Raw genomic sequence first — 25,429 nt, forward strand, 5'->3', positions numbered from 1 at the left:
ACTGTTAGCTTTAAGCAACCACTTATCAAGAGGATTTTTATGACGAAAAATGTTTGCTATGGCATAATAATGCCAAATTTATTTTTTGAGGATAAGTATGTCATCGCAAAGTATTGAATTGTCCGTGTTAGGACAGGTTTTACGTTTAAATTGCCAAGAAGATCAAGTTGATGCTCTTCGTCAGGCGGCTCGGGCATTAGATCAGCGTGTCTCAGAAATGAAAGAACGCACTGGGATTTTACAGTTAGATAAAGTACTTTCTATTGTTGCCCTAAATTTGAGCTATGAACTTATCCAGCAGCAGCAAGTCGCCCAAAAAATTGAGAATGTAGTAAGTACACAAATTAAACAACTTGATAGCTCTTTAGAAAGTTTTTTAGCTCAAAAAGCAACAGCTTGATGAAATAATATAAGCTAGTCGAAGAATTAGAAAAATTAAGCTAGTCAAGGCGGTGAAATTGCGTTAGTATTACCGCAATTTTAAAAATTACCTGAGATGTTCGCGAGTGGGTTACGTCCCTGAGCCGATACTTAACATCTTATGAATTGGTTTCCTATTGTTGGTGTGCAAGCTTAACTTGATTAAGAAGCCTAAAAACAATAATCACCGATTCCCTTGAACCGTAGGGTTCAAGGACCGAGCACTCACAACGGCATCTCGGGTTCTTCCTAAAATTCTTCATGAACGATATTATTTCTTTCCGACAACGTAAAGTTATTCGTCAAAGAGTTCGGCATTTACGACAAATGCTAACACCACAGCAGCAACATCTCGCTGAACAAAAAATTACCGAGCAATCTCTCCGCTTTATTGAAAAAAGGCAGGCTAAACATATTGGGATTTATCTCTCTTTTGATGGCGAAATTTCTACAAAGCAACTTATACAGCAACTATGGAATAAAAATCTTGCCGTTTATCTTCCCATTCTTCACCCATTTTCTGCTAAGAGTTTATTATTTCTGCGTTATCAACCAGATACGATATTACGAAAAAATAAATTTAATATTTTAGAACCTCAGCTTGATGTCAGAAATGTCATTCCAACCAATAAACTTGATATTATTTTCACTCCCTTAGTTGCCTTCAATCAGCAAGGAAACCGCCTTGGAATGGGCGGTGGTTTTTATGATCGAACCTTACAAAATTGGCAGACAAAAAATTTTTTACCCATAGGCCTCGCCCATCAATGCCAACAAGTAGAAGAATTACCTGTGGAAAGCTGGGATATTCCTTTATTCAAAATCTTGGTTGCCTAGAACGACATACTTCATATAACGTATAAAAAACACCTATTTTTTTACACCGCACTGTCCATTTTTATACTTTCTTTCTCTTTGCCCTTGGATGAGCAGAATCATATACCTGAGCTAAATGCTGGAAATCGAGATGAGTATATATTTGCGTTGTCGAAAGGTTACTATGTCCTAATAACTCTTGCACAACACGCAAATCAGAACTGCTTTCTAGCATATGAGTAGCGAAAGAATGACGCAATTTATGCGGATTTAAATGGCTAGACAGCCCCTGTTTTATACCCCAAACCTCCATTCGTTTTTGAATAGAACGGTGGCTCATTCGATTACCAAGCTGGCTCACGAACAACGCCTCATCTTTTGGATTAAATAGCAACCGCACTTTTAACCATTGTTGAAGAGCGTGTGAAGCATAACGTCCGAAGGGCAAAATACGTTCCTTATTCCCCTTTCCTATTACGCGAACCTCTCGCACACGCGTATTGATACTATTCAAGTTTAAGCCTTGTAGCTCTGATAAACGCAACCCCGAACTATACATCAATTCAATCATCGCTTTATCACGCAGGTCGATCGGCTCTTTGCTATCGTTAGCAAGCAGTTGCTGAACCTGCTCGCCATCTAAATTTTTAGGTAAGTGCTTCCCTTGTTTAGGGGCAGATACCCCCACCGCAGGATTGACCGCCAACTCCCCCTGTTGAACCAAAAAATGCAAAAATTGACGAAACGCTGACAACCTCAAAGCAAGGCTTTTCTCGTTCAGCCCCAATTTTTTACTTTGAGCCAAAATAAACCGCACCACACTCGGTGTAACCTCTTGCCACTGAGAAACCCCATTTTGCTGCAATAATGCCACCACCGCATCAAGCTGACGCTGATAATTCACCAAGGTATGTGGGCTAACTTGACGTTCTATTCTAAGATAATTCCAATATTTATTGAGTTGTGATTGCATTTTTAAAATTTAAATTAACTGTTATCTCTTAATTATAACGTTTATGTTGCAAATTTGTAGTTTAGCTAAAAATAGTTTAAACATTACCGCTCTACTCAACAAAATCAACGAAAAGAAATTTAAATAAGAAATAGCCTGTTATTTTCAAGGTAAATTATCATCATTAATGAAAAAACTCCAAGATATAACGCTTCCTCACAATACGCTATTTTGAACTTAACGCACTATAACGAGAAAGAAAAATATACTTAATAAAAAGAACTGATTCTGATGAAATATCAGTCTCAGTTCTTTGTAGAAAAGAATAGGAAAAATACCGAGAAAAACTCCCGCACTTTCTAAAATATAAAACTATCCTTCATCTTTCTCCCATTCCAACGCACGTTTTACCGCTTTTTTCCAGCCTTTGTAGCGTTTTATGCGTTTTTCTTCATCGCCATCTGGCGTGAATGTGCGTTCGACGGCGGCTTTATCTCGCAATTCGTCGAGATCTTTCCAGAATCCGGTGGCAAGCCCAGCAAGATAAGCAGCCCCCAGTGCGGTAACTTCTTTCACCACAGGGCGTTCAACAGGGGTGTTGAGAATGTCTGCTTGGAATTGCATGAGGAAATTGTTGGCTGTCGCACCACCGTCCACGCGTAAAGATTTAAGTTTTTCCCCTGAATCAGATTGCATTGCTTCAAGCACATCACGGGTTTGGTAAGCGATAGATTCTAGGGTTGCTCGCACAATGTGATTGCGGTTCGCTCCTCGAGATAAACCGAAAATAGCTCCTCTGGCATAAGGATCCCAATAAGGTGCACCAAGCCCAGTAAAAGCAGGAACAACATAAACGCCGTTACAATCAGGCACTTTCTGTGCGAAATATTCGCTGTCGAAACTATCGTGAACAATTTTCAGTTCATCACGCAGCCATTGAATGGAAGCCCCGCCCATAAAAATTGAACCCTCCAAAGCATACTCAGGTTCGCCTTTGGCATTGCAAGCAATGGTGGTGAGCAAGCCATTTTGCGATTGTACGGCTTTATCGCCCGTGTGCATTAACATAAAGCAGCCTGTGCCATAGGTATTTTTGGCTTGTCCTGCGTGAACGCAAAGATGTCCATAAAGAGCTGCTTGCTGGTCGCCTGCAATACCCGCTACTGGAATACGCACCCCACCTTTTCCGCCGATATTGGTTTGCCCGTAAATTTCGGAAGAATTTCGCACTTCTGGCAACATTGATTTTGGAATGTCCAAAATTTCGAGCATTTTGTCATCCCATTGTTTGGTATGAATGTTAAATAACATTGTGCGGGAAGCATTGGTGTAATCCGTAACGTGTACCCGCCCTTGCGTGAGTTTCCACACCAGCCAAGTATCCACTGTACCAAAAAGCAATTCACCACGTTCAGCTTTTTCTCTCGCACCTTCTACATTATCCAAAATCCATTTCACTTTAGTGCCAGAAAAGTAAGGATCTACCACCAATCCTGTGGTTTTGCGAATATAATCTTCGTGGCCGTCAGCTTTGAGTTTATCGGTAATATCCGCAGTGCGGCGGCATTGCCACACAATGGCATTATACACAGGTTTACCCGTTTCTTTTTCCCATACAATAGTGGTTTCACGCTGATTCGTGATTCCTATTGCGGCAATGCTATCAGAAGAAATACCGGCTTTCGCCACCACTTCGTTTAAGGTGGAACTTTGTGTCGCCCAAATTTCCATTGGATTATGCTCTACCCAGCCTGCTTGTGGGTAAATTTGGGTAAATTCACGCTGTGCAATTTCAACTACATTGGCATTATGATCAAGCAATACCGCTCTGGAGCTGGTTGTGCCTTGATCTAAGGCGATGATATATTTTTTCTCTGTCATAACCGATCCTCTTTTGTCTGTTAGATAAGTAAAATGTTGCACCTTTTTACTCACGAGAACATTAGTTTTGAGCTAAAACGAAAGAATTACCTAAAAGAAAATAATCGAAAACACTCAAGTTTAAAATGAGCAATATTCAAATTTTTGATCCACTTCACAAAATATTTTTCCCACTCCCTATGATTAGTTATTTGCTAGATTTCAATAGTAATCAATAAATTAAAAATGTGATCAAGATAGCAAATTGGAGAAAAAGTAGATAAATCCTTACAAAAAATATTGCTTTCAATCTTTTTCTATTAATAATGAAATACGCACCCATAATATTCAAAAGAACACTTTTGATTCTAAACGAACGGAAATTATAACTCTAATAAAATGGATTAAAAGGAGTGCATTATGAATGCTTATCTAGCTGAATTTATTGGAACCGCTCTGCTTATTTTGATGGGGAATGGCGTCGTTGCCAATGTTTGTTTAAACAAAACCAAAGCACAAAATGCGGGTTGGATTGTGATTACCACCGCTTGGGCATTTGCGGTTTATGTCGCCGTGATCGTGGCTGGTCCTTATAGTGGGGCACATTTGAACCCTGCGGTAACCCTCGGCTTGGTGGTGATTGGGGCTTTCGACAGCACAATGGCATTGGGCTATATTACCGCTCAACTCTTAGGCGGAATGTTCGGGGCGTTATTGGTCTATATTTTCTATCGCGATCATTTCGCTGCCACCGAAGATCAAGGCATAAAACGAGCTTGTTTTTGCACTGAACCCGCAATTCGTCGTTATTCAAGTAATTTTATCAACGAATTAATCGGCACTTTTGTGCTACTTTTCGTCATCTTCTACATTACAGGGGCTAGCGTAGAGCTATCCGAAGGCTCATCAGTCCCAATCGGCTTAGGCTCACTCGGTGCATTACCCGTTGCCATTTTGGTTTGGGCGATTGGGTTAAGCCTTGGCGGCACAACGGGCTATGCCATCAACCCTGCTCGCGATCTTGCTCCTCGGATCACGCTCGCATTACTTGGCAACACCTTAAAAACCTCTGCCGATTGGCAATATAGTTGGATACCCGTCCTCGGCCCTATCACTGGGGCATTGCTCGCGGGCATCGCGTATAACCTTTTAATGTAATGGTTGTGGGGCGTTCGATGCTTGAAATGAAACGCCCCATCATTTAAACCCGCTCCAGCTCCAACACTTCCACCAATTCCCCTCGCACTTGCCAGCGAATGTTGAAATCATAAAGACGCATTCCGTAAATGCGTTCTGCTTGGCTGTTTTGGTGATAGGCAGGACGAGGATCTTGTTGCAAGACTTCGGTAATAAACCGTTGAAAGTGCGGTCGTTTTTCACCGCACTTTTTTAACTCACACATCGCTTGCAGTGAAAAAACCACTGCCAATGTTTTCTCAGGTGCTTGCTGAGCAAAGCTGGAACAGGCATTGGGTTCGCTGTCTGCATAGGCGATATAGGGCTTAATATCGAAAATTGGCGTGCCGTCCACTAAATCCACCGCACCTAAATGAAGCAATACTTCGCCTTTGTCAATTTCGATGTTCCGCAAGGCAACTTTCGACAGCCCTAAAGGATTGGGGCGATGGGTGGCACGCGAGGCAAATACGCCCACCCGTTGATTTCCGCCAAGACGCGGGGGGCGAACGGTTGGCTGCCATTTCCCCTGTGGGATTTTATCAAACTGAAAAATTAGCCATAAATGAGAAAAGGCTTCCAGCCCTCGCACAGCTTCAGGTTGATTATAAGGTGGCAATAAACGGAGCATTCCCAAGCCGTCTTGCACGAGATTAGGCTGACGCGGAACAGAAAATTTTTCCTTATAAGGGCTATGAACAATGCCGATTGGAGAAAGCGTTAGAGGCTGTGCAAACATATTTTCCTTAAAACAGTTAAAATACAATGGATAAATGCGTAAAATATGCCATTATTGTACGCAAAAATACGTTAAAAAAAGCAAATTTTAAAATATAAGTGAGTTGTATGAATAAAAATAGCGTAAAAATGTGGGTAGAAACCGCCAGACCGAAAACCCTTCCCCTTGCGGCTGCCTCAATTATAATGGGAGCAGCACTTGCCTATTGGGATAAGCAATTTAGCTGGCAAATCAGTCTGTTATGCTTAATTACCACCTTGTTATTGCAGATTTTATCCAACTTTGCCAATGATTATGGCGATCACCAAAAAGGCAGCGATACCGCAGAGCGTATTGGGCCATTGCGAGGCATTCAGCACGGCGTAATCAGTGCGGCACAGCTCAAAAAAGGGCTGATTTTGATAAGTTTAGCCAGCTTATTTTTTGGATTCTGGCTGATCGCCCTCGCCTATCAAACCTATGCCGATCTTTTCGCATTTTCGCTACTCGGCGGGCTAGCCATTCTCGCTGCCATCACTTACACCGTCGGAGCAAAACCCTATGGATATATGGGATTGGGCGATATTTCCGTGTTGCTTTTTTTCGGTATTTTGGGCGTGTGCGGCACTTATTATTTACAAACCCACCAGTTAAATTTGATGATTTTTCTACCCGCACTTTCTACAGGGTTACTCTCCACAGCAGTTTTAAATATCAATAACTTACGTGATATTGAACAAGATAGAAAAGCGGGCAAAAACACCCTTGCCGTTCGTTTTGGTGCAAAAAATGGGCGAATTTATCATTGCCTGTTATTAGCCGTCGCGGCGTTGTGCAATGTGATTTTTGCATTGCTGAATTTCCACCATCTAGTAAGCTTTATTTTCCTTTTAGCATATCCTTTATTAGTGAAACACGCTTTGTATGTTTACCGCAACCGAGATCCGCTGTTATTGCGTCCAATGTTGGGGCAAATGTCGATGTTGGCCCTTTTAACCAATTTGCTCTTTAGTTTCGGCTTGCTAGTGGGCTAGCAATCGGCATATACTAAGCAATTATTTTCAGCTTAAAAAGGTGAACTTATGTGTATTGATACTTCCACGCTCTGCGATATTTATTTAGATCAAGTTGATGTTGTTGAACCCATTTTTTCCAACTTTGGAGGATTAACCTCATTTCACGGCAAAGTAACCACGGTAAAATGCTTTGAAAACAATGGCTTAATCGCTGAAATTTTAGAAGAAAATGGCGAGGGACGCGTGCTTCTCGTAGATGGTGGTGGGGCAGTACGCCAAGCTCTCCTTGATGCTGAACTGGCTCAGCTTGCGGCAGACAATGGCTGGGAGGGCATTATTGTTTATGGGGCGGTTCGCCAAATCCAACAATTAGAAAACATTGATATTGGTATTCAAGCCTTAGCCCCGATTCCTGTTGGTGCAAATAACAGCAATCAAGGTGAAGCCGATATCCCTGTAAATTTTGGTGGCGTTACATTCTTCCCTGAAGATTATGTTTACGCTGATCTCACCGGCATCATTTTATCGCAAGAACCACTTGATCTAGAAGATTTAACGGAATAATCACCACATTTAAATGTATGGCAAAACTTTTTTGCCATACATTCCATTATTTTTCTGAGCTACCTCACAAAACCACAAAATTTTTGTTGCTTTTTATTAACAACTTGCTAACGTTGTCTTGTCTTTATGGCTAACTCAGTTGTTAGCATTACCTATGACCATAAAGAAAGAGGAAATCATTATGAATACAACATCAACCAATCTTACTTCACATCGCAATGGTATTATCCTGATTGCCGATGTGATCCTGTTCTTTTTATTATTGAATTTTCTTCCCTTTGATGCTAAAGCCAACAAAGGCTTAGCAATGTTAGCATTTATTGCTGTGCTATGGCTTACCGAAGCCTTACACGTTACTATCACGGCATTATTAGTGCCGTTACTCGCCATCGCATTAGATTTAGTCAGCACCAAGCAAGCTTTAGTTGCCTTTGCTGATCCTAATATTTTCCTCTTCTTCGGTGGCTTTGCATTGGCTACAGCATTGCACCAGCAAAATATCGATCGAATGATCGCCAATAAAATAATGGCACTAGCGGGCGGACGGTTATTTGTTGCGGTAATATATCTATTTAGCATTACCGCCTTTTTGTCAATGTGGATGAGCAATACCGCCACCGCCGCAATGATGTTGCCATTGGCAATGGGGATTTTGAGCCAAATGGATAAAGAGCGTGAACATAATACCTATGTTTTCGTGTTATTAGGGATTGCTTATAGTGCAAGTATTGGCGGAATGGGAACGCTAGTAGGTAGCCCACCAAATAACATTGTCGCCACCCAACTCAAACTCACCTTTTCCGATTGGCTAAGTTATGGGCTACCTGTAATGATCATTTTAATGCCAATTATGATTGGTACGCTTTATATAGTTTTCCGCCCAAAATTAAATCTTAATTTCACTCAACAGTTTGAAAAAATTGAGTTTAATTCTAAACGCATCATCACCCTGATTATTTTTGTGGCAATTGCATTATGCTGGATATTCAGCAGCAAAATTAATCCAATGCTTTCCTCTTTGCTTGGCTTGGAGAAAAAAATTGCCAGCTTTGATAGTGTCATCGCGTTACTTGCCGCCGTAGTAATTTGCTCCACGGGTGTCGCATCGTGGAAACAGTTACAAGCTAACACCGATTGGGGCGTATTAATGCTTTTTGGAGGCGGTTTAACTCTAAGTTCTGTATTGCGTGATTCAGGTGCGAGTCGCATTTTAGCTGATGGTATCGTATTCTTAATTGAAGGCGGGCATTTCTATCTTATTGGCTTGTTGGTGGCAGCCTTTATCATCTTCTTAACGGAATTTACCTCAAATACCGCCAGTGCGGCATTATTAGTACCGATTTTTATTTCCATCGCACAATCGCTTGGAATGCCAGAACTCGGGCTTGCCTTAATCATCGGCTTAGGGGCATCTTGTGCCTTTATGCTCCCTGTGGCAACCCCACCGAATGCCATTGTGTTCGGTACGGGTGAAGTGAAACAGCGAGAAATGATCCGAGCGGGGATTTTACTTAATATCATCAGTATCTTTGTGATCGCGACATTCGGCTATATTTTCTGGTTCTAAATAAAAAATTGGCGGGTGTAGGATCGCCCGCCATTTTTCCGTGAGAAAACATCGCACTTTAATCAAATAGCAAAGAAAATTTTGCTATTTTTTGTTATTCTATCGCCTATCAAAATGACACACGGACAAAACAATGACTTCCCCAGAAAAACAGCAAAAAAACCAACCGCACTTTGACAATGAGCAAGAAACCACCCATTTTGGCTTTCAAACTGTGGCGAAAGCGGAAAAGCAAAAACTCGTTGCCAACGTGTTTCATTCCGTAGCCGATAAATATGATTTAATGAATGACTTGCTTTCTTTCGGTATTCATCGCGTTTGGAAAAGATTTACGATCGATTGCAGTGGTATGCGGAAAGGGCAAAAAGTGCTAGATCTGGCAGGCGGAACGGGCGATTTCAGTGCCAAGTTTTCTCGTCTTGTGGGGGAAACGGGGCAAGTGATTTTAGCTGATATCAATTCCTCAATGCTCAACGTGGGGCGAGAAAAATTGCGTAACCTTGGCGTGATTGGCAACATCAATTATGTGCAAGCCAATGCGGAAACCTTGCCGTTTGCCGATAACACCTTTGACTGCGTAATTATCAGCTTCGGCTTACGCAATGTTACCGATAAAGACAAAGCTCTGCGGTCAATGTTCCGCGTCTTAAAACCTGGTGGGCGTTTGTTGGTGTTGGAATTTTCTAAGCCGATCCTAGATCCACTCAGCAAAATTTATAATTTCTATTCCTTCAATATTTTGCCGAAAATCGGCGAAGTGGTGGTGAATGACGGCGATAGTTACCGTTATTTAGCGGAATCAATCCGAATGCACCCTAAGCAAGAGGATCTCAAAACAATGATGGAAGAGGCGGGATTTGAGCAAGTGAACTATTACAACTTGAGTGCGGGCATTGTAGCATTGCATCGAGGTTATAAATTTTAAGCGAGTGAGCCAATGAATTTTCTGCAACAATTAATGCTACCACAATGGCTCAACGGTGCGTTGGAATCCTTACTCAATTATTTGTTAAAACGCACCGCACATAGCGAAATTTATTTACGCAAACTTAACGGCAAGGTGCTGAAAGTTCAGCCACAACAGTTTGATTTTCCGATATATTTTGTATTTTCACCGCAACGTATCGACCTGCTCAACCGCTATGAGGGCGAGGTAGATTGTGCGGTCAGCCTGAACGCTCAATTATTATTCAAAATGCCGAGCAAACAGCAATTATCCCGCTATCTGAATGAGCAATCTATTCAGCTTCAAGGGGATCTGCAAGTGTTGCAAGACTTCACCGCTCTGCTAGAATTTTTAGAAAAAGATCCTGCCGAACTGCTTTCTCCTTTTGTCGGCGATGTGATCGCACAAAGTGCGGTGGATTTTTTGCGTGTTTTTTGTCAAATCGCAAAACGCAAATTGAGCGAAAGCCAGCAATATTGGGGCGAGCGTTTAACGGAAGAATGGGCGGTGATCTCGCCAAGCCTTGCCATTGCAGATTTTTGCGAGCAAGTAAAAACACTGGAAAAACAGACCGCACTTTTAGAACAAAAACTCAATCAGCTTCAGCAATCACGAAAATAAGCCAATGACTTTTAAAGATTTCAAACGTTTATACAAAATTATCCGTACCTTTCTCATTTATGGTATTGATGAAGCCCTACCTCGCAATGCCTACACTCGCCCCTTGCGTTGCTGGCGGAAAACCTTATTTTGGCTTCGCAATCAGCATAAAGAACAGGCGTTTGGCTTGCGTTTACGCCTTGCCTTGCAAGAACTTGGGCCAGTTTGGATCAAACTCGGGCAAATGCTTTCCACCAGACGAGATTTATTCCCCCCTGAGATTGCTGATGAATTGGCATTATTGCAAGATCAAGTTGAACCCTTTGACGGCAAACTGGCACGCGAACAAATTGAACAAGCCTTTGGGGGCAAATTAGAAATTTGGTTTGATGATTTTGATGAAACCGCGCTTGCTTCCGCCTCTATCGCACAAGTGCATACGGCAAGATTTAATGCCACACAGCCCCTTGCGGGGAAAGAAGTGGTGCTGAAAGTGCTACGCCCGAATATTCAGCCACAAATTGAAGCAGATTTAAGCTGGATGTATAAACTCGCCAGTTGGATTCCCCGTTTATCAAGTGAAGGCTATCGATTGCGGGCGGTGGAGGTGATCCGCGAATATGAAAAAACCTTGCGTGATGAACTGGATTTACGCACCGAAATGGCCAATGCCATTAAGCTCAAAGCTAACTTTGCTGATAGCCCGATGTTGTATATTCCTGAAATGTATCAAGAATTTTGCTATCGCAATGTGATCACAATGGAGCGTATTTACGGCATTCCCGTTTCTGATGTAGAAACCCTAAAAGCCAACGGCACGGATATGAAATTGCTGGCAGAACGTGGCGTGCAAGTGTTTTTCACTCAAGTGTTCCGTGATAGCTTTTTCCACGCCGATATGCACCCAGGCAATATTTTCGTGAATCCACAACACCCTGAAAATCCGCAATACATCGGCATTGATTGCGGTATCGTTGGACGTTTGAACGATAACGATAAACGCTATTTAGCAGAAAGTTTTGTCGCCTTTTTTAACCGTGATTATCGCCGCGTAGCACAAATGCACGTTGATGCGGGCTGGACACCGCAAGATACCAATATTGATGAATTTGAACAGGCGTTCCGCGAAGTGTGCGAACCAATTTTTGCTAAGCCTTTATCAGAAATTTCTTTCGGTCAGGTATTGCTCAACTTATTCAATGTGGCACGTGAATTTAATATGCAGGTGCAACCGCAACTGGTGTTGTTGCAAAAAACCTTGCTTTATATTGAGGGCTTGGGGCGACAACTTTATCCGCAGTTGGATTTATGGGATACGGCAAAACCTTTTTTACAAAATTGGCTAGATGAACAAATGGGCATTAAAGCGTTCGCCAAAAATTTAAAAGCCAGTTTGCCTTATATTACCGAGCATTTACCCCAATTCCCCGCGACATTAATGGACGCCTTGAAACAGCAAACGCAAATTCGTCAGCAGTTACACGAAATCAATAAAAAGTTGGCAAGACAGCAACGCTGGCAAAAAAAAGCCTTCGCCTTAGTAATGGGGACAATACTTTTTTTAGGCACATTATGGCAATTTTCCACTTTACCGCTGTGGGCAAATATTGGACTTCTTACCGCTGGCAGTATACTTTGGCTTACCGCCCTACTTAGCCCATAGCACAAGAAAAAACAGAAATTTAGCGATAAATCAATAAAATGTGAAATAATGCAAATTGTCTATTGTTCAAGATGAATAAAAAAGTTATATTTTGGCACGATTTCATTAAGTTAGTTATAGGAGTAAAAAAATGGGTTTAGGTGGCGTAAGTATTTGGCAATTACTCATTGTTTTGTTAATCGTATTAGTCTTTTTCGGCACAAAAAAATTGCGTAACGTGGGGTCAGATTTAGGCACGGCAGTGAAAGGCTTCAAAAACGCAATGAAAGATGATGAAGCACCCGCAGAGCCGAAAAAAATTGCTGATGAGGCTCAGCAAGCCAAAACGGAAAGCGTGAAAGACAAAGAGCAGGCGTAATCTGTGTTTGATATTGGTTTTTCGGAATTATTATTGATTTCCATTGTGGGCTTAGTGGTGCTAGGCCCACAACGCTTGCCTGTGGCGATTCGTACCGTGATGGGCTGGGTTCGCACCATTCGAGGCTTGGCAGCAAATGTACAGAATGAGCTGAGCCAAGAGCTGAAATTGCAGGAATTGCAAGAAAGTATCAAAAAAGCCGAACATCTCAATTTGCAACAACTTTCCCCAGAGTTAAGTCAAACGGTGGAAGAGCTAAAAGCCTCCGCCGAAAAAATCAAAGCCAATTTAGAAGAGAAAGCGGCGAGCACCAACACTACCTTTGAGCAACAAGTGCAAGAATTAAAAAGTGCGGTGCAAAATTCGCAAGAAATTTCGTCAGAGAAAACGTCGCCAATCGTGGGAGAGAAACAACAAGCTCTTTCCCCCGCCGACATTGCCGAACTGGCAGAACAAGACGAATCACAGCTTGAACTCACCAGTGCCTATTATCCCGAAGATGATGTACTTGCCGATGTAGGTGAGGTGAGCGAAACTGCAAAACCTACGCCAGCCCATCAAGCCGAAAAAGGATAATTATGACCGTTGAAGAAACCCAACCTTTAATTAGCCATTTGCTTGAGTTACGCGATCGCTTATTGCGTTGCGTGCTGATCGTGGCGATTATTTTCTTAGGCTTAGTCTATTTCGCCAATGATATTTATAATTTTGTCGCCTCGCCTTTGCTCAATGTAATGCCCGCAGGCACAAGTATGATCGCCACCAATATCGCCACTCCCTTTTTCACCCCGCTGAAATTAACGGGCGTGGTATCGGTGTTTATTGCTGTACCATTTTTGCTGTATCAGGCTTGGGCATTTATCGCACCAGCACTATATCAGCACGAAAAACGCTTAATTTATCCGCTGTTATTTTCCAGCACTGTGCTGTTTTATCTTGGCGTTGCTTTTGCGTATTATGTGGTCTTCCCCCTTGTTTTTGGCTTTTTAACCAAAACCGCCCCCGCTGGCGTGGCGATCGCAACGGATATTAGTAGCTATTTAGATTTTGTACTAACCTTATTTTTAGCTTTCGGTGTATGTTTTGAAGTGCCCGTGGCGATTATTTTGCTTTGCTGGTCTGGCGTTACCACCATTGATGACTTGAAGAAAAAACGCCCTTATATTATTGTTGCTTCTTTCGTAATTGGGATGCTACTCACCCCGCCAGATATTTTTTCACAAACCTTACTTGCCATTCCAATGTGTTTATTGTTTGAAGTAGGGTTATTATTTGCACGTTTTTATCGTCCGAAAGAAGACAAAGGCAACACCGATAGCGATAATAGCGAGAGTGAAGCACAACAAAGCAAAGAATAATTTCTTTCCAACCAGTTTTAGGGCGAACCACTGTGTTCGCCCCTTATCCTTATAACGAAAAGATTTTGGAGAATAATGATGACTCAACAAATTTTCACTGGCTTTCCAGCACGCCGTTTACGCCGTATGCGTAAACACGATTTTAGTCGCCGTTTAATGGCAGAACACAAATTAACCGTTGATGATCTTATTTATCCTGTGTTTATTATTGAAGGGGAAAACTATCGCGAACCCGTGCCTTCAATGCCTAACGTGGAGCGTTTAACCTTAGATCAGTTACTTATTGAAGCGGGATTGTTAGTCAAATATGGCGTTCCCGTGATCGCCTTGTTCCCTGTGATTGATCAAAGTAAAAAATCCCTGATGGCGGAAGAAGCCTACAATCCTAACGGCTTAGTGCAACGTGCGGTGAAAGCGTTGAAATCTCATTATCCTGAGCTAGGGGTTTTAACCGATGTGGCGTTAGATCCTTACACCGTGCACGGGCAAGACGGCATTATTGATGATGACGGCTATGTGCTAAACGACATCACGACCGAAGTGCTGGTGAAGCAAGCCCTCTCCCACGCCGAAGCAGGTGCTGATATTGTTGCCCCAAGCGATATGATGGACGGAAGAATTGGCAAAATTCGCACCGCACTTGAAGAGAAAGGCTTTATCAACACGCAAATTATGGCGTATTCTGCCAAATATGCCTCGAATTATTATGGCCCATTCCGTGATGCGGTGGGATCTTCAGCCAATCTGAAAGGGGGCGATAAGAAAACCTACCAGCTCGATCCAGCCAATAGCGATGAAGGCTTGCAAGAAGTGGCATTGGACATTCAAGAAGGTGCGGATATGGTGATGGTGAAACCGGGAATGCCTTATTTAGATATGGTGTACCGCGTGAAACAACATTTCGGCGTACCAACCTTTGCTTACCAAGTATCGGGGGAATACGCAATGCATATGGCAGCGATTCAAAATGGCTGGCTGAAAGAAAAAGAATGTATTATGGAAAGCCTACTTTGCTTTAAACGCGCAGGCGCAGACGGCATTCTCACCTATTTTGCCAAACAAGTTGCTCAGTGGCTCTATGAAGAAAAATAGAAAAATACAACAAACCGCATTTTATGCGTATAACGCTAGATAACTAATGGTTTACTAATATTATGTTAAAATTGACATTAATATAATAGAGAACGCGTTGGTAAGTTAAGTCATCAAAAGATACAACCTTTTAATTAACAGGAATGTCTATGCGTTTTTTTGATACTCACACCCACCTTGATTATTTGCTAGAAATGACGCAACAATCTCTGTCTGAATTAATAGCAGAAAGCCAGCAAGCTGGCGTGGAGAAAATGCTTATTGTCGCTGTGCAAGCTAAGGATTTTACAAGAATTGAAAAACTCACCGCACTTTATCCCGACAATCTCTATTACGGCTTAGGCTTACACCCCTTATACATCGTACAACATCGCTTCGCGGATCTGGATTTGTTATCGGAATGCTTAGCCCACCGCCCGAAAAATTGCACCGCAGTTGCCGAAATTGGCTTAGAGCGAGGCGTGCCAGCCTTACTGGAAGCCAATTTATGGAAAAAGCAATGTGAGTTTTTAGAAGCTCAGCTCAGCCTCGCAAAATCAAACAAACTGCCCGTCAATCTGCATTCGCGTAAAGCCCACGAAGCCCTTTATCCATTTTTAAAAGCCGCTCAGCTTGATACCACAGGCGTTGTTCACGGCTTCTCTGGCAGCTACGAACAAGCCAAACGCTTTGTGGATTTAGGCTACAAAATAGGCGTGGGCGGGGTCATCACCTATGAACGAGCAAACAAAACCCGACAAACCATCAAACGCCTCCCCCTAGACAGCCTCCTGCTCGAAACCGACAGCCCCGATATGCCCGTGTCAGGCTTTCAAGGACAACCAAACAGACCAATACGATTGCGAGAAACCTTTAACGCACTTTGTGAGTTAAGAACGGAAAGTGCGGTGGAGATTGAAGAAAGGGTTTGGGGAAATAGTTGTGAGATGTTTGGGTGAGGATTCGCCTAATGTGTTTTCGGTACTTTTATACATTAAAAATGTAAAAAATTTCCACCGCACTTTTAAATAACGCAATTTTCCGTGTAGCTTGTTTTTATTTTTAAACGTGTAATGCCAAATTATTTTGAAATCAAACGATTATAATGAGTTCAAAATGATATTAACTCACCTTAAACCTATATATCACCTGATTTGCCGAACCCCGCCACGCAAGCGAGGGATCTGTTTGTTCTTTCACGAATTTCCCGTCAATTAACACATCAATATAAGGGAGCATTTGCTGTTGTAATTCATTGAGTTCGGAAAGTTTATAGCCTGTCCACAGCCAAATGTCTTTGTCAGGACATTCGGTTTTTACCCGTTTAACTAAGGCGAGTAAAGTTGGCACATTGCGAGGGTGGAGAGGATCGCCACCTGATAAGCTTAAGCCTTGGCGTTTAATCCGTTGATCTTGCAGGTCGCGGATAATTTGATCTTCCATTGCTTGATCAAAAGGCACGCCCGCACTAAATGACCAGCTTTTTTGGTTGTAGCAGCCTTTACAAGCGTGTTCGCAGCCACTAACAAACAAAGTGCAACGCGTGCCTTCACCGTTTACGATATCAGTGGGGTAATATTGGAGGTAGTTCATAGTGTTTATTTTTTATTCAGGTTAATTTCTTATTTCTTTGTGATTAATAACGAGTTTCGCTCGTTGAGCGACTTCCTTTCTTTTGCGTTCCCGAATGAAGAAAAGTAAAGTTTTTATGTCGCCGTTAAATTGCGTTTTTCTTTAGAGTTAATAACGAGTTTCGCTCGTTGAGCGACCTACTTTCTTTTGCTTGCTCAAAAGAAAGTAGGCAAAGAAAAAAGCACCCGACTAAATTGCTGATCTTCATTTTTAACAAATTTTCTTAACGAAAAGTAAGCCCATACTCGCTGCGCTGCGTTCAGGCGTTACTTTTCTAAAAATTTGTTAAAAATGAAGGCAATTTACACGGGAAATTAATCCTTTCTCTCTTCTACATTTTGTTTGAAAATTAGAGCAAAGTAGAATTTTCCTATTTTATAAAATAAAAAGTGCGGTCTTTTTCCGCAGAATTTTAAAAAATCCCAAAATTCCCACCGCACTTTAAAATTAGCCCTAACCGAATTTCCCCGTCCAAACCGCCCGAATGGAAATAAAATTTTTAGAAAAATCACGCCGAGCGAGAGCGTAGCGAACATCAGGCTGATTTTTCGTTAAGAAAATTTTATTGGAGTGAGGAAAAAGCGGTTTGATCGGGGTTCCCTTTTCTTTGCTTCCTTTCTTTTGGGAACGCAAAAGAAAGGAAGTTGCTCAACGAGCGAAACCCGTTATATTTCCCAAAGAAAAAAGTTATCAGCCATAAGGGGCGTATGCGATATGCCCCTACGGGGTTGGATAAAAAGAAAGTAAGCAAGTCGCCAACGGCGACCCCCATTAAAAAAGAAAGCACCACAAACTATTTCCTCAACCAATTTTCATCATAAATGCTTCACCCTGCGTTTCACTTCTTCTTGTTTGCCGGCATTAAATGGTCTGGCGTCTGGGCTGCCTAAATAGCCACAAACACGGCGGGTTACGGACACTTTTTCGCTGTCGTGATTGCCGCATTTCGGGCAGGTGAAACCTTTGCTGGTGCAATCAAATTCCCCTGTGAAACCGCATTCATAGCATTCATCAATTGGGGTGTTTGTGCCGTAGTAAGGAACGCGGTCGTAGCTGTAATCCCACACATCTTCTAAGGCTTTGAGATTGTGTTGAATGTTAGGGTATTCACCGTAGCAAATAAATCCACCGTTTGCCAATGGTGGGTAGGGCATTTCAAAATCCAGTTTGTCGTAAGGATTGACTTTCTTTTCCACATCTAAATGATAGCTGTTGGTGTAATAACCTTTATCTGTTACGCCCGCGATGATGCCGAATTGTTTGGTGTCTAAGCGACAGAAACGGTCGCATAAATTTTCGCTTGGGGTGGAATAAAGGCTGAATGCATAGCCCGTTTCTTGTCGCCAGCTTTTGGCTGCATTGGCTAAATGGGCGACAATGGCGATGCCTTTTTGGCGGAGTTGTTCGTCGTCGTAAATGTGATTTTGTTGATATAAGGCGTTGATGGTTTCGTGAATGCCGATGTAGCCAAGTGAAATTGACGCACGTCCGTTTTTGAAAATTTCGGCAACGTTGTCGTCTGCTTTTAACCGTACGCCGCACGCTCCCTCCATATAAAGAATGGGGGCAACCCGTGCTTTGGTGTTTTCGAGGCGAGCGATACGGGTCAGCAAGGCTTTTTTCGCAATGGCAAGGCGTTCATCAAGCAAGGCATAAAAGCGTTGTTCATCGCCTTGGGCCTCTAGGGCAATGCGAGGTAAATTGAGGCTCACCACGCCAAGATTGTTGCGTCCATCGTGAATAAGCTCTCCAGCCTGTTCATAAGCCCCCAAAAAGCTACGGCAACCCATTGGGGCTTTGAAAGATCCCGTTACTTTCACCACTTGATCGTAATTGAGAATGTCAGGGTACATTCGTTTCGCAGCACATTCGAGAGCGAGCTGTTTGATGTCATAATTGGGATCGCCCGCTTGCTGGTTTACCCCTTTTTTTATGGTGAAAACGAGTTTCGGGAACACAGGGGTTTTGTGGTTCTTCCCTAAGCCACGAATGCGGTTGCGTAAAATCGATTGCTGGATTAAGCGAGCTTGCCAGCTTGTGCCTAAGCCGAAACCAAAGGTAACGAAAGGCGTTTGCCCGTTAGCAGTGTGTAGCGTATTGACTTCATATTCTAAGGACTGGAACGCATCAAAACAGTCTTTTTCGATCATCGCCTTTGCATAGGCTTCGGGTTCAGGGACTTGCCATTGGTGAGCATTGTGTAAGTGCTTTTCATAGCTCAGTTGCACATAGGGGGCAAGCACTTCATCAATGCGATTAATAGTTGTGCCGCCGTAAATATGGCTTGCCACTTGGGCGATGATCTGTGCGGTAACGGCAGCGGCTGTGCCAATGGATTTCGGCGGCTCAATTTCTGCATTGCCCATTTTAAAGCCCTGAGTGAGCATTCCTTTCAAATCCACCAGCATACAGTTAAACATTGGGAAAAATGGGGCGTAGTCTAAATCGTGGTAATGAATTTCCCCTTTTTCGTGGGCTTCCACCACATCAGACGGCAATATATAGCGTTTCGCGTAGTGCTTCGCCACAATGCCTGCGAGCAAATCCCGCTGTGTGGGGATTACTTTGGCATCTTTATTCGCATTTTCATTGAGCAATTCCACATTATTTTGCTCAATCAGCCCCTCAATTTCTTGCGTAAGGTGGCTGCGTTTTTCTCGTGCCACATCGCGATCGTGGCGGTATTCAATATAAGCACGAGCGACTTGCGGATAATCACTTGCCATTAATTGATTTTCCACAGCCTTTTGGACATCATCAATATCAATTTTTTCTAGATGTTTTGCAAAAATTACATCGCATACTTTTTGAGCGATATGATAACAATAACTCTCATCATTAATATTTGCTGCATAAGCCGCCTTTCCAACTGCATTTACGATACGTTGAATCTCGAATGGTACTGGAGTGTTATCACGCTTAATCACAATAAGTGTCTTCATTGCATAATTCCTATATATTGTGTATTCATATCATAAAAAACACTATATATTGATATTTTTTAGAATTCAATGCGAAAAACACCTACGTCATTGAGCGTATTATAAGCAATATTTTTTAGCTATTTGATTTTATACAATATTCTTAGCTTTACTTTTTTGATAATAATTCTCATAAATCGCAATTTATTTGATCTATATCAAATAAACTGCCCTGTGTTCTTAAGCTATCGACTCTTGTACAATTGATAAAAATTCGGCTTCCGTTAAAATCTTAACATTCAATTCGAGTGCTTTGTTAAGTTTTGAGCCGGCATTATCCCCTGCGATTAAATAATCAGTTTTGGCGGAAATACTGCCCGTTACTTTACTGCCAAGTTGTTGTAATAAAGCTTTAGCATCGTTACGAGTCATTTGGGTAAGTGTGCCTGTTAGTACAACAGTTTTGCCTTTCAGCGGGTTTTCGCTGACTTCTTTGATTTCCACATCATCCCAATGAATACCTTGTGCAAGAAGATCTTCAACCACTTCGACATTATGGGCTTCACGCCAAAACACATAAATGCGATTTGCCACCACTTCGCCCACATCTGGTACTTCTTGCAACTGTTCAATGGTCGCTTGCTTCACCGCGTCTAAGTTTTTGAAATGATTGGCTAAATTTAACGCAGTGGCTTCGCCCACATCACGAATACCCAATGCGAAAATGAAACGGGCGAGTGTGGTTTTTTTCGCTTTTTCTAGGCTATTTAACGCATTTTCGGCGGATTTCGGCCCCATTCGCTCTAAACGCATTAGGGTGACCTCGTCTAATTTGAAGAGATCGGCAGGGGTGTGAATGAGTTCGCGATCTACTAACTGTTCAATGAGCTTCGCCCCCACGCCATCAATGTCCATTGCCTTGCGGGAAACAAAATGCTTGAGTGCCTCTTTCCGTTGTGCTTCACAAAATAGCCCCCCCGTGCAACGTGCTACTGCTTCACCCTCAATGCGGGTGATAAGCGAACCACACACAGGGCAGTGGGTTGGGAAGATAATCGGCTTGGCATCAGCGGGACGACGATCGGCTACGACACCAATAATTTGCGGGATCACATCACCTGCACGACGGATAATCACCGTATCGCCAATAGCGATATTCAAGCGTTCGATTTCATCGCCATTATGCAAAGTGGCGTTGCTCACGGTTACGCCTGCCACAAACACGGGTTCGAGTTTTGCAACGGGTGTGATTGCACCTGTTCTGCCCACCTGAAATTCAACATCGTTTAGCACAGTGAGTTCTTCTTGTGCTGGGAATTTGTAAGCGATTGCCCAGCGAGGGGCTTTGGAAATAAAGCCCAATCGATCTTGTAGTGCTATGTCGTTAATTTTCAGCACTGTACCATCAATGTCATAACCCAAGTGCGGGCGTTTCTCTGCCATAGTGTGGTAGAATTTCAGCACATTTTCTACACCATTGCACAGCTCAATTTCTTTATTCACGGGGATACCAAGGGATTTCAGCCATTGCAATCGTGCGAAATGCGTGTTGGGTAACTGCATACCGTCTGCCACACCAATCCCATAGGCATTGAGCATTAACGGACGCTGGCGGGTAATTTTCGGATCAAGCTGACGCAACGATCCCGCCGCCGCATTGCGAGGGTTAGCAAAAGTCTTTTCTCCTTTCGCAAGAGCGGTTTCATTGAGTTTTTCAAAGCCCGCTTGTGGCATAAACACTTCGCCGCGTACTTCTAAGCGATCGGGTGGATTGTCGGTTAAAAGTTGCAACGGAATATTGCGAATAGTGCGAATATTGGCAGTGATGTCCTCGCCTGTTGTGCCGTCGCCACGGGTCGCCGCTTGAGTTAGCACGCCGTTTTCATACAAAATACTCACGGCTAAGCCGTCCAATTTCGGTTCACAACAGAAAGTGAGTGGGTCAGGCAAAATGCCAAGGCGATCCTGAATGCGTTTTACGAAAGCGGTGAAATCCTCATCGGAAAAGGCATTATCTAACGAGAGCATCGGGATTTCGTGAGTTACTGGTGCAAAGCCCGCAAGGGGTTTCGCTCCAACCCGTTGCGTAGGCGAGTGTGGATCGGCAAACTCTGGGTAGGCTTGCTCTAAAGCTTTTAATTGATTAAACAGACGATCGTATTCTGCATCTGGAATTTGCTGATTATCTAAAACGTGATATTGGTATTCGTGATGTCTAAGCGTTTGGCGTAATTGCTCAATTTGCTGAGCAGGCGATTGTTCTATCATTATAAAATCCTTGTGAAAAACTGACCGCACTTTTATTATGAGCTGAAATTTATTTTTAGGTTTCAGCAAATTGCGGTGATTTTGTAGGTTATTCGTTTTCTTATTTCAAATGGAAACGGCGATAATAAAGGCGGACATCACTGCCCGCCCGTAAGCTGAAAAAAGAAAAGTGCGGTGCTTTTTCCTCCTGATTTTGGGCGTGATTACATACTCACTTTTGCTAAATAGGCTTTTTCTGCATTCTCATCGAAAATTTCTTGTTGATCAGTGAGTACGAAGCCACCTAATTCCTCCGCAATAGTTTTCGCCGCACGAATCATCATTCGTAAATTCACTAAGTCGTTACCTGGCGATGGCAATTGCATAAATAATGCGATTCCTACGGTGTAGAAATCTGCCATTGTGTTAGGCTCAAAAGTTCCCGGCTGTTGAATATTCGCAGCACTAAACAGCACAGGGCTAGTGCTATTGAGATCTAAATGTCGGTGATAAATGTGTTGATGACCAAAAATAAAGCCAAGGTCATCAAGCACTTTGGCTAATATCACGCCGTTAAACTCGCGATCTTCAGGGGAAACGATGTAGAGCATTAAGAAATCTTGTGCCGTTTCATTGCGTTGTTGCGTCGGCTGTTCCGCCGTGGCTTGTGCGGTTTGCTCCACTTCGGTAAATTCTACCGTTGGACGTTCGTGTTCAATGGTGATTCCGCTGTTCATCGAGCTAGTCTCCGCAAAGTGCGGTTGTGCGTAAATGCCCTCTTCCTCATTTAAATTGGCTTCAATTTCGGAAATAGTCGCACTAGCAAAATGTTGCGGTGCTTGATAAGACGCGACTGGCTCAACACTATGCTGAACGGGTTGAGGATCATTCGGCAAGCTAATTTTAATTTGGTTGATTGCTTGCTCTACGTTTTGCTGTTCTTCTTGTTGATAAGTCGTATGCGAAGCCTGTAGCGTGTCAGAAGAGCCTGATTGCTGAGTTGACGATGGGGTTACCTCTCGCTGTTGTGTAGGTGATGCTGTATCAGGTTGTGCCGTATAGTGATGATTTTCTTGTGGCTGGCGTACTGGCTGATCTTTATTGTGTCTATTGTCATTTTCAAAAATTTGTGATTTTTCACGGCGATTCGACCACACGCCGTGTACCACTAAAGCGATTAACGCGATGACACCCAAAATAATTAAAATCGTATTTAAATCCATCTGTTATATTCTCCCATCATTGATAGCACAAGGGCGACAAATTGGTTGCTAGCTTATCATATTTTGCAAATTCGGTGATATGCAAAAATTGATTTTTTTCACCGCACTTTGTATTCTTAGCCCATTTTTAGCAATGAGGCGTTAGATAGGAAGAAAAAATGTTGCACACGAAAGAACTTAGCCAAGGTTTTCATTATTTTGTGATGGGTTGGCATTTGATTGGGCGAAAAGGGGTAAGAGATTTTGTGATTATGCCGATTTTGCTTAATAGTTTGCTGCTCTGTGGGTTGTTTTGGCTGTTTATGGCCAATATTGGTGGGGTGATTGAGGGGCTAATCAGCTATATGCCAGATTGGTTGGCGTGGCTCAGTGGCGTGCTGTTCGCCTTTTCTATCTTTATGATTTTATTAGTGTTTTATTTTGCGTTTACCACACTTTCGGGCTTTATCGCCGCTCCGTTTAATGGCTTGTTAGCGGAAAAAGTGGAGCAAATGCTCACAGGGCAAATCCTCACCGAAATGAGTACACTGGATTTTATTAAAGACATTCCGCGAATGCTGGGGCGTGAATGGCAAAAGCTATGTTATAGCTTACCAAAACTTATCGCCTTGTTTTTATTGGGATTTATCCCGATGATTGGGCAGACTGTCGTGCCGATACTCACCTTTTTATTCACCGCGTGGCTGATGGCGATTCAATATTGCGATTATCCGTTTGATAACCACAAAATCCCATTCCATATAATGCGGAATGAATTGGGCGAAAAACGCACGATGAATTTAACCTTTGGGAGCTTGATTACCTTTTGCACCTTTGTTCCGCTAATGAATTTAGTGATTATCCCCGTAGCGGTATGTGGGGCAACGGCAATGTGGGTGGAGCAATATCGTGATAGTGCGTTATTTGAATTTAAATCGCAGAAAAAATCGCCGCAAAATAGCAAAGAGAAAAGGGTTAATCATCAGCGAGATGGTGTCAAATATCAATCAGATCGCTTTATTAACTAGTTGAAATTAAAGCCTAAATAGCCGTTAGTTATAAAATATAGCAAACGGCTATTTTTTATTGCCGAAAAACTATGCTAAAAATGACCGCACTTTTAATCAAATTAAGTAGGTGAACACAATGACGATTTACAGCGACAACTCTTATTCTATCGGACGCACACCTTTAGTCCGCCTTAAACATTTTGGCAACAATGGAAATCTTGTGGTGAAAATTGAAGGGCGTAACCCGAGTTTCAGCGTGAAATGCCGAATTGGTGCGAATATGATTTGGCAAGCGGAAAAAGACGGCATTCTCACCAAAGAGAAAGAAATTGTTGATGCCACCAGCGGTAACACAGGGATTGCCTTAGCTTATGTGGCAGCGGCCCGAGGCTACAAATTGACCCTCACAATGCCAGAGACAATGAGTTCCGAGCGTAAGCGTTTATTGAGAGGCTTGGGCGTTAATCTTGTGCTAACAGAGGGTGCAAAAGGAATGAAAGGGGCAATCGCGAAAGCCGAAGAAATCCTTGCGAGCGATCCGAATCGTTATGTGATGCTCAAACAATTTGAAAACCCTGCCAACCCAGATATTCACCGCCAAACTACTGGGGTAGAAATTTGGAATGATACGGACGGAAAAATTGATGTATTGGTCGCAGGCGTGGGAACGGGCGGCACAATCACGGGCGTTTCCCGTGCAATCAAACAAGATAAAGGCAAACCTATTCTTTCTGTTGCCGTTGAGCCTGAAGAAAGCCCTGTCATCACACAAACCTTGAACGGTGAAGAGGTGAAACCCGGCCCGCATAAAATTCAGGGTATCGGTGCAGGCTTTATTCCGAAAAATCTCGATCTTTCCTTGGTAGATTGCGTAGAGCAAGTGAATAGCGACACCGCCATTGAAACCGCTAGACGCTTAATGACAGAAGAAGGTATCTTAGCGGGTATTTCATCAGGTGCGGCGGTCGCGGCGGCTGATCGCCTTGCCAAACTCCCTGAATTTGCCGATAAACTGATCGTCGCTATTCTTCCTTCCGCGTCAGAACGTTATTTAAGCACGGCACTTTTTGAGGGAACTGAATAACAATACGTTAGATAATGCACATTTAAATCTAGCACCCGCTACATTCAAATGCTAAAACAAACATCGACTTAACCAGTGAACACTGTAAGTAATAGCGAGTGATAAAACATAATTTCTTTCCCGTTTATTATACTGAGTCAGAATAAGTTAGTATTACAGATTCTGTATCATAGGAAATACATTAACAGCCATAAAAAATCCCCACAATCAAGATTGTGGGGATTACGGTAAAAAAACATAAGGAATTT

Annotated in this window: 23 protein-coding genes and 1 other RNA gene; 17 read left to right on the forward strand and 7 right to left on the reverse strand. The window is 42.7% G+C overall.

The genetic code is table 11. From position 1 onward, the window contains the following. The first annotated feature begins 97 nt into the window (after nt 1–97). The 3 genes from HBL79_RS07105 to HBL79_RS07115 all read left to right on the forward strand — a co-directional run bounded on the left by HBL79_RS07105 (nt 98) and on the right by HBL79_RS07115 (nt 1,257). Nucleotides 98–400, forward strand: coding sequence for a cell division protein ZapA (locus HBL79_RS07105; RefSeq protein WP_035687736.1), 303 nt, complete (start codon nt 98–100; stop codon nt 398–400). 85 nt (nt 401–485) lie between these two features. Beyond that, a non-coding RNA gene (gene ssrS, locus HBL79_RS07110) (6S RNA) lies at nt 486–669 on the forward strand. 12 nt (nt 670–681) lie between these two features. Then, complete coding sequence (locus HBL79_RS07115; protein WP_046097300.1) at nt 682–1,257, forward strand: 5-formyltetrahydrofolate cyclo-ligase; 576 nt, start codon at nt 682–684, stop codon at nt 1,255–1,257. Nucleotides 1,258–1,318: 61 nt separating this feature from the next. On the opposite strand, the gene xerC is transcribed toward HBL79_RS07115, so the two are convergent. Further along, nucleotides 1,319–2,209, reverse strand: a complete 891-nt coding sequence (xerC, locus tag HBL79_RS07120) for a tyrosine recombinase XerC (protein ID WP_035687730.1) — start codon at nt 2,207–2,209, stop codon at nt 1,319–1,321. A 351-nt stretch (nt 2,210–2,560) separates the two neighbouring features. After that, nucleotides 2,561–4,069 (reverse strand): glycerol kinase GlpK, encoded by a 1,509-nt coding sequence (gene glpK, locus HBL79_RS07125; protein ID WP_035687728.1) that lies wholly within the window; start codon nt 4,067–4,069, stop codon nt 2,561–2,563. Between the two features lie 399 nt (nt 4,070–4,468). Between glpK and HBL79_RS07130 the strand changes: the two genes are divergently transcribed. Beyond that, complete coding sequence (locus HBL79_RS07130; protein ID WP_017807358.1) at nt 4,469–5,206, forward strand: MIP/aquaporin family protein; 738 nt, start codon at nt 4,469–4,471, stop codon at nt 5,204–5,206. 43 nt (nt 5,207–5,249) lie between these two features. Here HBL79_RS07130 and tsaA read toward each other — a convergent pair whose 3' ends face one another. Next, on the reverse strand, nt 5,250–5,963 hold the full coding sequence (gene tsaA, locus HBL79_RS07135) for a tRNA (N6-threonylcarbamoyladenosine(37)-N6)-methyltransferase TrmO (protein ID WP_035687725.1): 714 nt from the start codon (nt 5,961–5,963) through the stop codon (nt 5,250–5,252). 107 nt (nt 5,964–6,070) lie between these two features. Here tsaA and HBL79_RS07140 point away from each other — a divergent pair, with 107 nt between their 5' ends. From HBL79_RS07140 to HBL79_RS07190, 11 genes are all read left to right on the forward strand, one after another. After that, a complete protein-coding gene (locus HBL79_RS07140; protein WP_035687723.1) occupies nt 6,071–6,976 on the forward strand; it encodes a 1,4-dihydroxy-2-naphthoate polyprenyltransferase in 906 nt (301 codons plus the stop codon). A 48-nt stretch (nt 6,977–7,024) separates the two neighbouring features. Then, the gene (rraA, locus tag HBL79_RS07145) at nt 7,025–7,522 is read left to right on the forward strand and encodes a ribonuclease E activity regulator RraA (RefSeq protein WP_035687721.1); all 498 of its coding nucleotides are present in this window, start codon (nt 7,025–7,027) and stop codon (nt 7,520–7,522) included. A 181-nt stretch (nt 7,523–7,703) separates the two neighbouring features. Beyond that, nucleotides 7,704–9,089, forward strand: a complete 1,386-nt coding sequence (locus HBL79_RS07150) for a DASS family sodium-coupled anion symporter (RefSeq protein ID WP_035687719.1) — start codon at nt 7,704–7,706, stop codon at nt 9,087–9,089. A 133-nt stretch (nt 9,090–9,222) separates the two neighbouring features. Beyond that, a complete protein-coding gene (gene ubiE, locus HBL79_RS07155) occupies nt 9,223–10,014 on the forward strand; it encodes a bifunctional demethylmenaquinone methyltransferase/2-methoxy-6-polyprenyl-1,4-benzoquinol methylase UbiE (RefSeq protein WP_035687717.1) in 792 nt (263 codons plus the stop codon). Between the two features lie 12 nt (nt 10,015–10,026). Further along, on the forward strand, nt 10,027–10,656 hold the full coding sequence (locus HBL79_RS07160) for a ubiquinone biosynthesis accessory factor UbiJ (protein ID WP_035687714.1): 630 nt from the start codon (nt 10,027–10,029) through the stop codon (nt 10,654–10,656). Between the two features lie 4 nt (nt 10,657–10,660). Further along, complete coding sequence (gene ubiB / locus HBL79_RS07165) at nt 10,661–12,298, forward strand: ubiquinone biosynthesis regulatory protein kinase UbiB (protein ID WP_035687712.1); 1,638 nt, start codon at nt 10,661–10,663, stop codon at nt 12,296–12,298. A gap of 130 nt (nt 12,299–12,428) precedes the next feature. After that, entirely contained in the window at nt 12,429–12,656 is a 228-nt protein-coding gene (tatA, locus tag HBL79_RS07170) for a Sec-independent protein translocase subunit TatA (RefSeq protein ID WP_035687709.1), read from the forward strand. Nucleotides 12,657–12,659: 3 nt separating this feature from the next. After that, a complete protein-coding gene (tatB, locus tag HBL79_RS07175) occupies nt 12,660–13,232 on the forward strand; it encodes a Sec-independent protein translocase protein TatB (protein ID WP_035687706.1) in 573 nt (190 codons plus the stop codon). A 2-nt stretch (nt 13,233–13,234) separates the two neighbouring features. Then, nucleotides 13,235–14,014 carry a twin-arginine translocase subunit TatC gene (gene tatC / locus HBL79_RS07180; protein ID WP_035687702.1) on the forward strand — a complete coding sequence of 260 codons (780 nt, stop codon included), beginning with the start codon at nt 13,235–13,237 and terminating at the stop codon, nt 14,012–14,014. A gap of 78 nt (nt 14,015–14,092) precedes the next feature. Next, nucleotides 14,093–15,106, forward strand: a complete 1,014-nt coding sequence (hemB, locus tag HBL79_RS07185; protein WP_035687700.1) for a porphobilinogen synthase — start codon at nt 14,093–14,095, stop codon at nt 15,104–15,106. Between the two features lie 149 nt (nt 15,107–15,255). Further along, nucleotides 15,256–16,044 carry a TatD family hydrolase gene (locus HBL79_RS07190; RefSeq protein WP_035687697.1) on the forward strand — a complete coding sequence of 263 codons (789 nt, stop codon included), beginning with the start codon at nt 15,256–15,258 and terminating at the stop codon, nt 16,042–16,044. Nucleotides 16,045–16,207: 163 nt separating this feature from the next. On the opposite strand, the gene nrdG is transcribed toward HBL79_RS07190, so the two are convergent. From nrdG to zipA, 4 genes are all read right to left on the reverse strand, one after another. After that, entirely contained in the window at nt 16,208–16,678 is a 471-nt protein-coding gene (nrdG, locus tag HBL79_RS07195) for an anaerobic ribonucleoside-triphosphate reductase-activating protein (RefSeq protein WP_035687696.1), read from the reverse strand. Between the two features lie 854 nt (nt 16,679–17,532). Further along, nucleotides 17,533–19,659: an anaerobic ribonucleoside-triphosphate reductase gene (gene nrdD / locus HBL79_RS07200; RefSeq protein WP_035687693.1), complete on the reverse strand. Its 2,127-nt coding sequence runs from the start codon at nt 19,657–19,659 to the stop codon at nt 17,533–17,535. Between the two features lie 219 nt (nt 19,660–19,878). Further along, the gene (ligA, locus tag HBL79_RS07205; protein WP_035687691.1) at nt 19,879–21,906 is read right to left on the reverse strand and encodes an NAD-dependent DNA ligase LigA; all 2,028 of its coding nucleotides are present in this window, start codon (nt 21,904–21,906) and stop codon (nt 19,879–19,881) included. 203 nt (nt 21,907–22,109) lie between these two features. After that, the gene (gene zipA, locus HBL79_RS07210; RefSeq protein WP_035687690.1) at nt 22,110–23,108 is read right to left on the reverse strand and encodes a cell division protein ZipA; all 999 of its coding nucleotides are present in this window, start codon (nt 23,106–23,108) and stop codon (nt 22,110–22,112) included. Nucleotides 23,109–23,266: 158 nt separating this feature from the next. On the opposite strand from zipA, the gene cysZ reads away from it, so the two are divergent. Both cysZ and cysK read left to right on the forward strand, forming a co-directional pair. Further along, the gene (gene cysZ / locus HBL79_RS07215; RefSeq protein WP_035687688.1) at nt 23,267–24,115 is read left to right on the forward strand and encodes a sulfate transporter CysZ; all 849 of its coding nucleotides are present in this window, start codon (nt 23,267–23,269) and stop codon (nt 24,113–24,115) included. Between the two features lie 118 nt (nt 24,116–24,233). Further along, the gene (gene cysK / locus HBL79_RS07220) at nt 24,234–25,181 is read left to right on the forward strand and encodes a cysteine synthase A (RefSeq protein ID WP_035687685.1); all 948 of its coding nucleotides are present in this window, start codon (nt 24,234–24,236) and stop codon (nt 25,179–25,181) included. Nucleotides 25,182–25,429: the final 248 nt, after the last annotated feature.

The sequence above is a fragment of the Avibacterium paragallinarum genome, from assembly GCF_011765605.1.
Lineage (GTDB): Bacteria > Pseudomonadota > Gammaproteobacteria > Enterobacterales > Pasteurellaceae > Avibacterium > Avibacterium paragallinarum.